The 13,431-nt window shown below is 29.0% G+C and carries 13 protein-coding genes; 2 read left to right on the top strand and 11 right to left on the bottom strand.

The window, feature by feature from the left end; all coding sequences use genetic code 11:
* Positions 1-70: 70 nt before the first annotated feature.
* From J2Z24_RS02625 to J2Z24_RS02600, 6 genes are all read right to left on the bottom strand, one after another.
* Entirely contained in the window at positions 71-1,372 is a 1,302-nt protein-coding gene (locus J2Z24_RS02625; RefSeq protein ID WP_035147722.1) for an NCS2 family permease, read from the bottom strand.
* A gap of 121 nt (positions 1,373-1,493) precedes the next feature.
* A complete protein-coding gene (locus J2Z24_RS02620) occupies positions 1,494-2,540 on the bottom strand; it encodes a DNA polymerase IV (RefSeq protein ID WP_035147720.1) in 1,047 nt (348 codons plus the stop codon).
* Positions 2,541-2,745: 205 nt separating this feature from the next.
* Entirely contained in the window at positions 2,746-3,180 is a 435-nt protein-coding gene (locus tag J2Z24_RS02615) for a hydrogenase maturation protease (RefSeq protein ID WP_278320954.1), read from the bottom strand.
* A gap of 21 nt (positions 3,181-3,201) precedes the next feature.
* Positions 3,202-4,626 (bottom strand): nickel-dependent hydrogenase large subunit, encoded by a 1,425-nt coding sequence (locus J2Z24_RS02610; RefSeq protein WP_035147716.1) that lies wholly within the window; start codon positions 4,624-4,626, stop codon positions 3,202-3,204.
* Between the two features lie 17 nt (positions 4,627-4,643).
* Positions 4,644-5,504 (bottom strand): hydrogenase small subunit, encoded by an 861-nt coding sequence (locus tag J2Z24_RS02605; RefSeq protein ID WP_035147927.1) that lies wholly within the window; start codon positions 5,502-5,504, stop codon positions 4,644-4,646.
* Positions 5,505-5,546: 42 nt separating this feature from the next.
* Entirely contained in the window at positions 5,547-5,993 is a 447-nt protein-coding gene (locus J2Z24_RS02600) for a cytochrome b5 domain-containing protein (RefSeq protein ID WP_051593226.1), read from the bottom strand.
* A gap of 165 nt (positions 5,994-6,158) precedes the next feature.
* Between J2Z24_RS02600 and pdxS the strand changes: the two genes are divergently transcribed.
* Both pdxS and pdxT read left to right on the top strand, forming a co-directional pair.
* Positions 6,159-7,028, top strand: coding sequence for a pyridoxal 5'-phosphate synthase lyase subunit PdxS (gene pdxS, locus J2Z24_RS02595; protein ID WP_035147715.1), 870 nt, complete (start codon positions 6,159-6,161; stop codon positions 7,026-7,028).
* Positions 7,029-7,030: 2 nt separating this feature from the next.
* Positions 7,031-7,612, top strand: coding sequence for a pyridoxal 5'-phosphate synthase glutaminase subunit PdxT (gene pdxT, locus J2Z24_RS02590; protein ID WP_035147714.1), 582 nt, complete (start codon positions 7,031-7,033; stop codon positions 7,610-7,612).
* Positions 7,613-7,728: 116 nt separating this feature from the next.
* On the opposite strand, the gene J2Z24_RS02585 is transcribed toward pdxT, so the two are convergent.
* The 5 genes from J2Z24_RS02585 to J2Z24_RS02565 all read right to left on the bottom strand — a co-directional run bounded on the left by J2Z24_RS02585 (position 7,729) and on the right by J2Z24_RS02565 (position 13,395).
* The gene (locus tag J2Z24_RS02585; RefSeq protein ID WP_035147712.1) at positions 7,729-8,583 is read right to left on the bottom strand and encodes a mechanosensitive ion channel family protein; all 855 of its coding nucleotides are present in this window, start codon (positions 8,581-8,583) and stop codon (positions 7,729-7,731) included.
* 36 nt (positions 8,584-8,619) lie between these two features.
* Complete coding sequence (locus J2Z24_RS02580) at positions 8,620-10,806, bottom strand: DNA topoisomerase III (protein WP_035147711.1); 2,187 nt, start codon at positions 10,804-10,806, stop codon at positions 8,620-8,622.
* 88 nt (positions 10,807-10,894) lie between these two features.
* A complete protein-coding gene (gene mscL / locus J2Z24_RS02575) occupies positions 10,895-11,299 on the bottom strand; it encodes a large-conductance mechanosensitive channel protein MscL (protein ID WP_035147710.1) in 405 nt (134 codons plus the stop codon).
* Positions 11,300-11,387: 88 nt separating this feature from the next.
* The gene (locus J2Z24_RS02570; RefSeq protein ID WP_035147709.1) at positions 11,388-12,611 is read right to left on the bottom strand and encodes an MFS transporter; all 1,224 of its coding nucleotides are present in this window, start codon (positions 12,609-12,611) and stop codon (positions 11,388-11,390) included.
* 106 nt (positions 12,612-12,717) lie between these two features.
* Complete coding sequence (locus tag J2Z24_RS02565; RefSeq protein ID WP_051593225.1) at positions 12,718-13,395, bottom strand: SIMPL domain-containing protein; 678 nt, start codon at positions 13,393-13,395, stop codon at positions 12,718-12,720.
* Between the last annotated feature and the right edge of the window lie 36 nt (positions 13,396-13,431).

Here is a 13,431-nt window from a genome sequence, read left to right as displayed (position 1 = left end):
AATAAAGACTAAATATGGAGTAAAATTCTTCATATTTAGTCTTTATTAGTTCATATTTAATGTTTTTTAATTATGAAACTGCATGTAATATAAAGTTAATGAAAAATGTAACTGAAATTACATACATAGGAATAGAAACTTCTCTAGCTTTTTTATTAGCTATTTTAACAATTGGATAAGCAATGAATCCAAAAGCCATACCGTCTACAATACTAAATGTAAGTGGTATCATAACTATAGTTAAAAAAGCTGGAAATCCTTCTGTGAAATCATGTAAATCTATATTTAATGTATTTTTCATCATTAATCCACCAATTATAATTAATATTGGTGAAATAGCACTATTAGGTATTATCTTTATAAATGGAAGAAAAAATAATGCTATTAAAAATAAACTTCCCGTTATAACAGATGTTAATCCAGTTTTCCCTCCATCTGCTATTCCCGCTGCACTTTCAATTGTTGCTACTGTAGGACTTGTTCCAAGTATTCCGCAAGTAATAGCAGATATTGCACAAGCCTTAAATGAAGTCCTATATTTATGTGGTTGTTTTAACATAACGTTGACGTGAGCATGAAGCAATCCTAAATTTTCAAAAACAAGTACTAAAGTTAATGAAAATACTGCAATCCAAAAGGATAATGAAGCAATATTACTAAAATCCATACTAAAAAAGACTTGCTTGTAACCTTCTACAGAAAAACCTGAAAATGTAAGCTCAGACATATCCACAAGTCCAAAAAAATAAGCAATAAATGTTCCTCCTATCATGCCAATAAGAAAATTTCCTGGTACGTTCATTATAAATAAGGTCAATGTAAGAACTAAGTTGATAAAAGTTACATATACTTCTGGATTACTTAAATGTCCTAAGGCTACAAAAGTTCTCTGGCTATCAATTATAATACCACTTTTCTGTAATCCAATAAACGTAATTAGAAGACCAATTCCTACAGTTATAGATTCCTTTAAAGAGGTTGGAATAGATTCTGTCAACATGGTAGCTAATTTTGTAAAAGCAACTATAAAAAATACAATTCCTGATATAAATACCGCTGCTAATGCTTCCTTCCATGAAAGTCCCATTACCCCTGCAATAGTATATGAAAATAATGCATTTACCCCCATACCAGGTACAATAGTAACTGGTACATTTGCCATAAAAGCTATAATTAAGCATCCAACAAAAGAAGATAATATTGTGGCAATAACTGCTCCTTCTATTGGTAATCCTGCATCTGACAATATACTGGAGTTCACTGCAATAATATATACTATAGCGAAAAATGACGTTAGACCTGCTACTATTTCTCCTTTCACTGTAGTATTGTGTTCTTTTAATCTGAATAGATTATTAAATTTTCCTTTCAAATCTTCTCTCTTCCTTTTTTCTCTATCCCTCTCCCGCCCATACCCCTTTTATATAATAGTTACAATAAAATCCACTATCTTAAATAAGGGTACATTATAATTATTATATGATATATAATAACTAATAATCAAATTTAAGTTGTTCTATTTTATTTTCTGTTAAGTTGGATACTGTTAATCCTATAAGTCTTATGCTATCCTCTATCTTCATTTCATCTAATATTACACATGCTATACTATATATAGTCTTTTCATCATTTATATAATTATTTATTGTTTTACTTTTGGTATGATTTATAAATTGAGAAGTTTTTATTTTTATAGTTACTGTTTTACCCCATAAATTTTTGCTTTTTAATATAGATGAAACTCTTTGTGAAAAGTGTTGCAAATATCTTTTCATTTCCTCTTTATCATTCATATCTTTTTTTAATGTAATTTCTTTTCCTATAGACTTTCTTTCTCTTAAAACTTCTACTTCTCTATTATCTATTCCCCTAATTCTCTCATATATATCTATTCCAAATTTTCCAAAATAATCAACACAGAACTCTTTTGATAATTTATACATATCTTCTATTGTAAAAATACCTATGTTATGTAATCTATGGACAGATTTTTTCCCTATTCCATAAACTTTTTTTATAGGTAAAGGCATAAGTATATCTGGTATTTCATCTTTAGTTATAATTTTTATTCCATCAGGCTTATTCCAATCTGAAGCAAGCTTAGCTAAAAATTTATTATAAGAAATTCCAACAGAAATAGTAAGACCCATTTCTTTTCGTACTGTCCTCTTTATATGCAAAGCTGCATCTATAGGTTTCATAGGTGCTCCTGTTATATCTAAATAAGCCTCATCTATGGATAAAGGTTCTATTAAATCAGTTATTGAGTAAAGTATTTTAAATACTTCTTTTGAAACCTCTTTGTATCTATCATGTCTTGTTGGTAAATATATACCAAATGGGCATTTTTTCTTTCCCATAAACATTGGCATAGCCGAATGAACACCATATTTTCTTGCTTCATAAGATGCAGTAGCTACCACTCCTCTCTCCCCTGTTCCACCTACTATTACTGGCTTACCCTTAAGACTTGGATTATCCATTTGTTCTACAGAGGCAAAAAATGCATCCATATCCACATGCATAATAACTTTATCCATGAAAATCAATCCTTTTAATATTTTATCTACAGTTTTATAACATCTCATTATCTATAATACAGAATTTACTTAAAAAATAAAAGCGGTTTGTTAACTAATTTTTGCCAAACCACTCTTAATACTATTTGATCCCCCGGATAATATACTTTAGATAATTTTCCTATAAATTACCAAAATATTATAATTATATATATGTCTTATATATTTAAAGTACTCTAAACTTTAATATTTTTTCTATTATTTTTACTATGTCATTTGAAATATATCCTAGTTTATCTTCTAAAGACTTGGTAATACCGAAATGAAATTTTATTTCTTCTATTTCAATAGCTATAATATAACCTTCTATATTTTTGTTATATAAATTAAGAGCTGTAAGTATATTGCAACCATGTTGTGAATATAAATTTTCATTATATATATAATCTTTCATTGGAATAACAGTGATGCTTCCACATTCTTTTTCACTTATAATAGAATCTATTATAAATATAAAGTCATCATCTTTTATTTTAGAGATACAATATTCAAAATCTGTCTCTCCTATAATTACTTCTATGTTTTTACCTTTTAATTTATCTTTTATATTTTTCCCCACACTAATTCCCACTCCATCGTCTCCCATTAGCATGTTTCCTATAGCTATAATCTTTACCCCATATTAAACCACCCTAACATCCATAATATTATATCCATTTGATATTACATGAGTAGCACAAGATACACATGGATCAAATGCTCTTGCTATCCTTCCTAGTTCTATAGGTTCTTTTATATTTCCTATTTTCGTTCCTATCAAAGCCTTTTCTGTCACTCCATAAAAACCTTTTTCATCCTTAGGTGATAAATTCCATACAGTAGGAGTTATAATATCATAGTTTTTAATTACTTTATTCTCTATGGATAACCAATGTCCTAAAGCTCCTCTTGTAGTATCTACTAATCCTACACCATAAGCATCATCTGGTATTTCATAAACTCTTTGATTAGCTCTTCTGATTTCAACTTTTTCTGCTAATGCTAATAAAATTTCTCCAATTCTCTTTGTTTCTATTGCCCTAGCAATTATCCTATCCATTGTGCCATTTCCTCCTTTGTATTCTCCATTTATAATGAGTCTTGCTAAGGGTCCTACTTGCATAGGTATTCCTCCATACCTAGGTGCTTTAACGAAAGTATATGCTCCTTGTTTAGACAAATCTACTAATTCAATATCATTGTGACTAACCTCTTCTTGGGGTTTTTCTACATTCTTATCGCTTACATACCAAGCATATCTTATATTTTCTGTTATTTTATCTGGCTCTAAAGGATAAAGCTTACCATCAACACTTACTCCTGGCGTTACATAGTCCAAATTTTTATCCTCATAATCATAAAAAACTCCATAACTCATAAAGTTATTGTAAGTTACTCCCTTATAGAAATAATCTGGATAATATTTAGCGATAATGTATGCATCCTCTAGCATACAACTATTAACAAAATCATTAATAGATGCAATAATTGACTTTATCTTTTCTAACTTATAGGAATCTATGTTTACTGTAACTCCTCCTACAAATATTCCATGATTATGAGGTGCTTTACCACCTAAAACTGCTAAACCTTCATGAGCTAATCTACTAACCTCCACAGCTTTTATATAATTTTTACTTATTCTTTCGTTTAAATTGCTAGGTATCCTAAAATCTTTATATTCCTGTGGATATATAGGTTTTATATCCGGTAATTTCACATAACTTGGAATTACAAATAAATAAAAGTGTCTTATGTGATTTTGAAGAAATTCGAAGCCATGCAATATATCTCTAATATATCTATCATTTTTATCTGGAAATACCTTCAAAGCATCTTCTAAAGCTAAACTTGAGGACATGGCATGAGCAGTAGAACAAATTCCACATATTCTTTCTGTAAAATATATAGCATCTAAAGGAGATCTTCCTTTAAGCATTTTTTCAAATCCCCTAAATAATAATCCACTAGTGGTAGCATCCGTAACTAAATTCCCTTCCAAATTAGCATTTATTTCCAAAAATCCACTTATTCTGGTAACTGGATCAATTGTAATTTTCTTACTCATATAATCCTCCATTTTTATTAATATCTAATAAAAGGCTCCATTCCATCAGGAAAATATGCTTGTGCACATCCAATGCATGGAGTATTATCACCTATAGGCCAATTTACATATCCATTCCACTTTCTTATAGGGCAATCTGTTCTTGTAACAGGTCCTCTACACCCCAATTTAAACATACATTCTTTATCCCCTAATTTCTTTGCAAAGATTTTTTTATCAAAATATCCTCTTCTCGTACATGTATCATGAATAGTTGCTCCATAAAACATAGTAGGTCTACTTTGGCTATCCAACTCTGGTAGTCCATATCCAACTAAATGAGCTAATGTGCCTACTACCCAATCAGGATGACAAGGACATCCTGGCAGTCTTATTACTTCCCTATTTAATACTTCCTTTACACTTTTACTTCCTGAAGGATTAGGTTTTGCTGCTGAAATTCCACCATATGATGCACAAGTTCCTACACATAATACATGTTTTGCTTTTTCTCCTGCCATTTTTATTCCTTCTAAAGCAGTAATGTTTTTTCCATTATACTTAGCTATAATATTATATAGTCCATTGTCTTTGGTAGATACTGCTCCATCTACCAACAATATAAATTCCGTATTTAGTGTATCTAAAAATTGGTAAAATGCTCCCTGTCCTTCCTGACTCATGATACTATTATTGTAAGTTAAGTTGACTAAATTCTTTAATATATATATTAACCCTGGATTTTCTCCGTTTAGAAAAGATATAATATTTCCCGAGCATCCTGTTACTTCTATCCACATAGCATTAATTTTTTTAATCTTTTCTCTTTCTATTAATTTTATAACCTCTTCTGAAATAATTTTAGCTGTAGATTCTTTTTTGGAAATAAAAGGACACATATTTCCTTCTATCAATATAATTCCTCCCTAGAATTTCTATACTTATTTTATAATGCCTACTTTCAGCAAGTTTTTTAGTATATCTATATTTCCATGACATCCATTAAATTGAGCTGTTAAGTCATTTCCCGCAAGAAGACCAAAATGACTTCCCCCTCCCCAAGCAGCTTCATAACTCACATCATAAACTACTCCATTTATAGCTACATAAGCAGGATTTCCAACAGCTCCATCATACTTTGACAGTTCTTCTAATGTAAATTCTTTAGTTTGTCTATACTCATTGATTTTATTTTTTATCTCTATGTTATTGTAAATTTTACTTACAGTTTTCAAAGTAACCCCTATATCTGCAAATAATAGATTTTTATAATATGTCTTTTGAATAGGACACTGAATATAATTCATGATTTTTCTATAATAATGACTTCTCCAAATTATTTCTCTCATGATTTGAAGATCAAATTTATAATTATTATAAATTCTCAATTTATTTCTCCTTTCAATTTATTTCTTCTTAATATGTATATGTTTAAAAATAAATCTTTTGAATAAATAATAGTATTCTTCAAACAAAATGTATGGGTACATTTTTATATTTATCAATACTTTATTATAATTAGATTAATGAATTTAAACCAAGGGGGTTTTTTTATGGAAAGATATGAATTAAACAAAAATTTAGCTCAAATGTTAAAAGGCGGAGTCATCATGGATGTTGTAAATGCTAAACAAGCTGAAATTGCTGAAAAAGCTGGTGCTTGTGCTGTAATGGCTCTTGAAAGAGTTCCTGCAGACATTCGTAAAGAAGGCGGAGTTGCTAGAATGTCTGACCCTGCAATGATTAAGGAAATAAAAAAAGCTGTATCCATTCCTGTAATGGCTAAAGTAAGAATAGGTCATTTTGTTGAAGCACAAATACTACAAGAAATAGGTGTAGATTTTATAGATGAAAGTGAAGTTTTAACTCCTGCTGATGATTCCTATCATATAAGTAAATTAAACTTTGAAGTGCCATTTGTTTGCGGTGCAAGAAATCTTGGAGAAGCTTTAAGAAGAATAGGTGAAGGCGCTTCTATGATAAGAACGAAAGGAGAAGCTGGTACCGGAAATGTAGTTGAAGCTGTAAAACATATGAGATGTATGATGGATGAAATTAGGAAAATTAAAAATGCTCCTAAAGAAGAACTTATGACCATAGCTAAAGAAATAGCTGCTCCTATTAATTTAGTTGAGTATGTATGGGAAAATGGGAAACTTCCTGTTGTGAATTTTGCAGCAGGTGGAATAGCAACTCCAGCAGATGCAGCTCTTATGATGCAACTTGGATCAGAAGGTGTTTTTGTAGGTTCTGGAATATTCAAATCAGAAAATCCTGAAGTAAGAGCACGAGCAATAGTTTTAGCTACTACTTATTACAATGATCCAAAAGTTGTTGCAGAAGTTTCAGAAAACCTTGGAGAAGCAATGAACAGCTTAGAGCTATCTGAAATTAAAGATAGATATTCAGAAAGAGGTTGGTAATATTGAGAATAGGTGTTTTGTCATTACAGGGTGGAGTAATAGAGCATATTAATCATATAAAGTCATTGAATCATGAAGGTGTAGAAGTAAAAACTGTTAAAGATTTAGAAAATATACAAGGAATTATTCTTCCAGGTGGAGAGAGTACTACTATGTCAAAGCTTTTAAAAGAGCGTAATATGTTAGAACCTTTAAGAGAAAAAATTCTATCGGGCCTTCCTGTATGGGGGACCTGTGCCGGAATGATTCTATTGGCTAAACATATTGACTTATTTGATGGACATCTTAGAGTTATGGATATAACTGTTAAAAGAAATGCCTATGGAAGTCAAATAAATAGTTTTAAAACTGAAGTGATTATTAACAATATATCTCCTAATCCTATTCCCCTAGTTTTTATAAGAGCTCCTTTTATTACTGAGGTCTCTAATAATGTTAAAATACTTTGTAATCTTAATGGAAATATCGTAGCTACTGAACAACAAAATATGCTAGCTACTTCCTTTCATCCAGAGCTTACTAACAATCTAGAATTCCATAAATATTTTTTAGCTATGTGTATGAATGAATTTAATAAAAAATAGCCATATGATTAAGTTTCTAAATAAGATTTGGCTATAAAACAGATAAGGGACTTCTCATATTGCATTTTATTGTGAGACAGTCCCTCTTTTTATTATCTCTAATGTAACATTAATAGTTATTTAATTTCTATATCATCAAATTTACTAAATTCTATAAGAATACTTTCTATTATATTATGTTCCAAATTTCTAAAATTTCTAGAACCACATATAAATCTTAAAGTAAGTATTATCTTTCCAATATCAATTGATGTATAAACCGTATGTGAAAGATTTTGATAATATATAGGATGGGTTTTTGAGGCTATATCTAATGATTCTTTTGCTTCTTCCTCTATATTTCCAAGTTCTTTACCTGCTACATCTAATATTATTTCTTTAGCTCTTCTCCAATTGCTATTTGTAGTAAGTACAAGTTGCATTTCATTCCAAGTATAAGGAAATGAAGTTGTTTCATTTATCACTTCTGTAGAAAGTAATTTTATATTAGGAATATATACAAGTCTTCCTGTACTTTGCCCATATATTTTATTAGTTTCAGTTACTTCTATTATAGTTGTATAGAACCAATCTATTTCCAATACATCTCCTATACTCTCTCCAACTTTAATTCTATCTCCAACTACAAAAGGTTTATGAGAATTAATTATTAACCATCCTAAAAAACTAGATACTAAATCTTTAAATGCAAAAGCCATACCTGCTGAAAAAAGACCTATAAATGTTAAAATATCTTTTGATTCATATACCCATATAGGAGTTACTACTATTAAAAATATTACCTTTATAAAAGTAGAAAATATTTTTTTAAATTTTATTGTTCTTTTAGAACTCCAATTTATATTATCAATATAGTTAACTATAATTTTATTTATCCAATAAAGAACTATTAATAAAGCTATAGTTAATAAAAATTTAGGTAGTATTCCAACTGCTGCAAACTTTAAACTAATAGATTTAAATTCCTCCATTTAAGCCACCTTTTATAATTTCCCTTTAATAACTTTTTAGAACTTAAGTTTTGCAAGTGCTTCCGCTAAAGCAGAATTTATTGGCTCTTCATTTGCCTTTTTCTGATCTTTTAAATATTTTGCTACATCTCTTTTTGTAACTTTACTGATATCATTTTTCTTTCTTTCATTAAAAGCTGAAAGTTTTTCCTTGTATCCGCAACTACATACAAATATTTTTCCTTCACCTTCGCCACGAAGCTCTAATTTTTTATGACAGTTTGGGCACCTAGCATTAGTTATTTTAGTAACAGCTTTTCTATAACCACATTCTCTATCTTGGCAAATGAGCATTTTCCCATGCTTACCATTAACTTCCAACATGTATTTGCCACATTCAGGACACTTATTTCTTGTAAGATTGTCATGTTTAAATTTTTCTTTACTATTTTTTATATCATTAACAACTATTTTTGCATAATTCTTCATTTCATTAATAAAAACATTTTTATTAAGAGATCCTTTTGAAATAGAAGATAATTTTTGTTCCCATTCTGCAGTTAATGTAGGGGATTTTAAATCATCTGGAACTAATTCTAAAAGCTGTTTGCCTTTTGAGGTTACAAAAATATCCTTTCCCCTTTTTTCAATTAAGAAAGTATTAAACAATTTTTCTATAATATCAGCTCTTGTAGCAACAGTTCCAAGACCTCCTGTTTCACCAATAGTTCTTTTTAAAGACTCACTTTCTCCTTGCATATATTTTACTGGATTTTCCATTGCTGAAAGTAATGTTGCTTCATTAAATGGAGCTGGTGGTTTAGTCTCTCCTTTAGTTTGAGAAATAGTAGATATCTTTAAAATATCCCCCTTATTTATATTAGGCAATATTTGCTCTGAAACTTCTTCTTTTAAAGCATCTTCTTCAAAGTTATTTTCATAAACTTCTTTCCATCCTTGAGAAATAACCATTTTTCCCTTTGCAATAAACATTTGCTCTCCAATTTTAGCTTTTATTGTGGTTTGTTCATACTCAAAAGGTGGATATAGAACAGCTAAAAATCTTTTAACTACTAAATCATATATTTTTCTTTCCTTATCACTTAATGAACTTAATGAAACAGACTGTTCTGTTGGTATAATAGCATGGTGATCTGAAACTTTGCTATTATCCACAAAAGACTTATTCCCCTTTATTGAGGTCTTTAAAACCTTAAAAGCCACCTTTGAATAAGGGCCTACTCCACATGCTTTAACTCTGTCTTTTAATGTATCAACTATGTCTGTAGAAATATATCTTGAGTCTGTTCTGGGATAAGTTAATATCTTATGATTTTCATAAAGTCTTTGCATAATAGAAAGAGTTTCTTTTGCTGAATAGGCAAAAATTTTATTAGCATCCCTTTGAAGCTCCGTTAAATCATATAACCCAGGTGAAAATCTTTTTTTATAAGTCTTATCAATTTCCATTACTTCAGCATCTTTACTTTTTAACGATTGCAATATTTTATCACATTTACTTTTATCAAAAACTCTAATATCCTTAGTTTTACTATCTTGCCAAGTTAACTTTAATCCTTTAGTCACAGCAGTAATACCATAAAAATCTTTAGACTTAAAGTTTTTAATCTCCTCTTCTCTTTTAGCAATTATAGCAAGAGTCGGAGTTTGAACTCTTCCACAGGAAAGTTGAGCATTATATTTGCAAGTTAACGCTCGAGTAGCATTAATTCCCACAACCCAGTCTGCTTCAGCACGGGCCACAGCAGATGAATAAAGATTTTCATAATCTCTACCATCTTTTAATTTATTGAAACCTTCCCTTATAGCTTTATCTGTAACAGAAGAAATCCACAAACGCTTTATTTTTTTATTTACATGTGCTTTCTCTATTATCCATCTAGCTACCAGTTCCCCCTCACGTCCAGCATCTGTAGCAATTACAATTTCATTAACATCTTTTCTATTCATTTGTGCTTTAACTACATTAAATTGTTTACCACTTTGTTTTATAACAACAAGCTTTAACTTAGAAGGTAACATAGGTAAATCTTCAATTCTCCAAGCCTTGTATCTTTCATCATAAGCTTCTGGATCAGCTAGTGTAATCAAATGTCCTAGTGCCCAAGTTACTATATATTTCTCTCCTTCTAAATATCCATTATTCTTTTTATTACAATTTAAAACTCTAGCTAAATCTCTTCCTACAGAAGGTTTTTCAGCTAGCACTAATATCTTACTCATGTAACCATTCCTTTCAAAATAACTATAACTAATATTAACATAAATTGAGTGGTAAAAGTAAAAAAATTAATACCAGTTTAATCCGGTATTAATCCATTTTAGCTCTTAAAATATCTCTTATTTCCTCTAGTAACAATTCCTCATTAGTTTTTGAAGGAGGCTCTATTTTTTCTTCTTCCTTCTTTTTAAAAGAATTTATACCTTTAACAAAAATAAAAATAGAAAAAGATATAATAGCAAAATCTACTATAGACTGGATAAATTGTCCATATCTTATAGAAATTAATTTTCCTTTTATAGAAGTTACATTCCATGCTAAATTAGTAAAATCAACTCCACCAATTAATACTCCAACAAAAGGCATAATAATATCATTAACTAGAGATGAAACTATTTTACCAAATGCCCCACCAATAACTACACCAACTGCTAAATCAATAGCATTTCCTTTAATTGCAAATTGTTTAAATTCTTTAGTTATATTTTTAAGCATAATAATTTAACACCTCACTAATAAAATGCATAAATTAATAGTTCTCATTTATTATAAATTATTTTAGATAGATATTAAAAATAAAATTTTATGAAATCTTTTTATAAGGAATAATAAAAAGTATCCACACAAGTATTGTAGTAATAATTCCACTTAGAATAAATGTAAAAGATACATTAAACGTATTGCTTATATATCCAGTAAATAAACTACCTATAGGTGTAACGCCTGTAAATACTAAAGAATAAACACTCATAACTCTTCCTCTATATTCATCATTAACATTTAGTTGTATTCTAGAATTAGCTGTAGTAGTAAATAAAATATTAAATATTCCTATTATAAATAAAAATAATGCACTTACTGAAAAAGATTTGGTAAATCCTATTCCAACTAGAAATAAAGAAATAATTGTACCACTAAAGTATAATAATAATTTTTTAGGTCCCTTTTTACTTTTTGCAGCTACTAATACTGCTGAAATAAAAGATCCTGCACCCATGCTTGACATTAAATAACCATATTCTTTTGAACCTTCATTTAAAACCATTTTCGCCTGTAAAGGTATTAAAACACTATAATTCATAGCAAAAGTTCCTACTATAGCTATAAGCAAAATTGTTCTATATATAATTGGATTTTTTCTTATATATACGAGTCCTTCTTTAACATCTTTTAGTATATTTTTTTTATTATTTGCGATTTTATTATTTTCTTTTACATTCATATTATGTATTCCATATATTAATGGTATAAAACTTAATGCATTTAATAAAAAACAAAATGTGAATCCAAAATAATGAATCATAATGCCTGAAATACCTGGCCCTATGAGTCTAGCTCCATTAAAAACAGAAGAATTTAAAGCTATTGCATTTAATAAATTCTCTTTACCTACTAGCTCTATCATAAAAGATTGTCTTGTAGGCATATCTAGTGTATTAATGCATCCCAAAAGGACTGCTAGTACTAATACATGCCAATATTGAACCTTATTAGTAAATACTAAAAATGACAAGATAAATGCTAAAATCATAAAGGAAGTTTGTGTAAATAATAAAATTTTTCTTTTTGATATATTATCTATAAGTGCTCCCGCAAATATAGAGAATATAAGAACTGGAGTAAATTGTAAAGCACTAACTAATCCTAACTTAAATGAAGAATTAGTTAGTGTTAACACAAGCCATGCCTGACCAGTATTTTGAATCCATGTACCAATTAATGAAACCATTGAGCCTATCCAAAAATATCTAAAATCCTTGTGTTTAAGTGCAGGAAAATAACTATTTATCATACTATTTTTTTTCATAATCTTTCACCCTATATAGTTTGTAAATATATTTCTTTAAATGATCAATAATTCTTATTGTAATTATTATATCATATTTAAAGTTATTCCAAACTTTACATTCTATTTATAAGTTATAATTAAATACCGATTCTATCCTTGCAATAATTTGAATTTCTCCAGGCATTATTGGAGTGACAGATGCGTACATTTTTAGTGTAGTTGGCTCTGGTGCCATTTGATCATAACCTTCTTCAACAATATTAGATGGAGTTCTATTTACTTTAATTCTTAAAGTTTCGGCAATTTGTCTAGATTTTACAATAGTATCCTTTATTGCTAACTGTAATGCTCTATTATAATATATAGAAATATCATCTACAGTAAATTTTATATTGTTAACACTATTCACTCCATTTTTAACTGATTCATCAATTATTGCTCCTACTTTATCTATATCTCTTATAGTTACAATAAAAGTGTTGGTAACTTTATATCCTCTAAATATTTGTTTTCCTTCAATATAATCATACTGCGAATCAATAGTATAACTTCCTGTCATTATATCTTTTTCAGGTATTCCCATATGCATTAATCCACTCAAAACTTGTGTGGAGATTTGTGCATTTTCTTTTTGAGCAATTTCTAAACTTCTATCCTCCGTTATGACTCCTAGACTTACACTAGCTATATTAGGTTGTAACTTTATAGTACCTATTCCTTTTACCCTCATTTCCCCTTTTTTTATACCATCTTTCATTGTAGAATAAGGTACATTAGGATTATAAAAATTACAATTCATCATAAAATATAAATTCTCCCTTTAAAAATATTCTCTTTA

Origin of the sequence: Clostridium tetanomorphum (assembly GCF_017873215.1) — a bacterium.
In the GTDB taxonomy this organism is placed as follows: Bacteria; Bacillota; Clostridia; order Clostridiales; family Clostridiaceae; genus Clostridium_AO; species Clostridium_AO tetanomorphum.
This window is presented reverse-complemented; position numbering and strand designations above follow the sequence as displayed.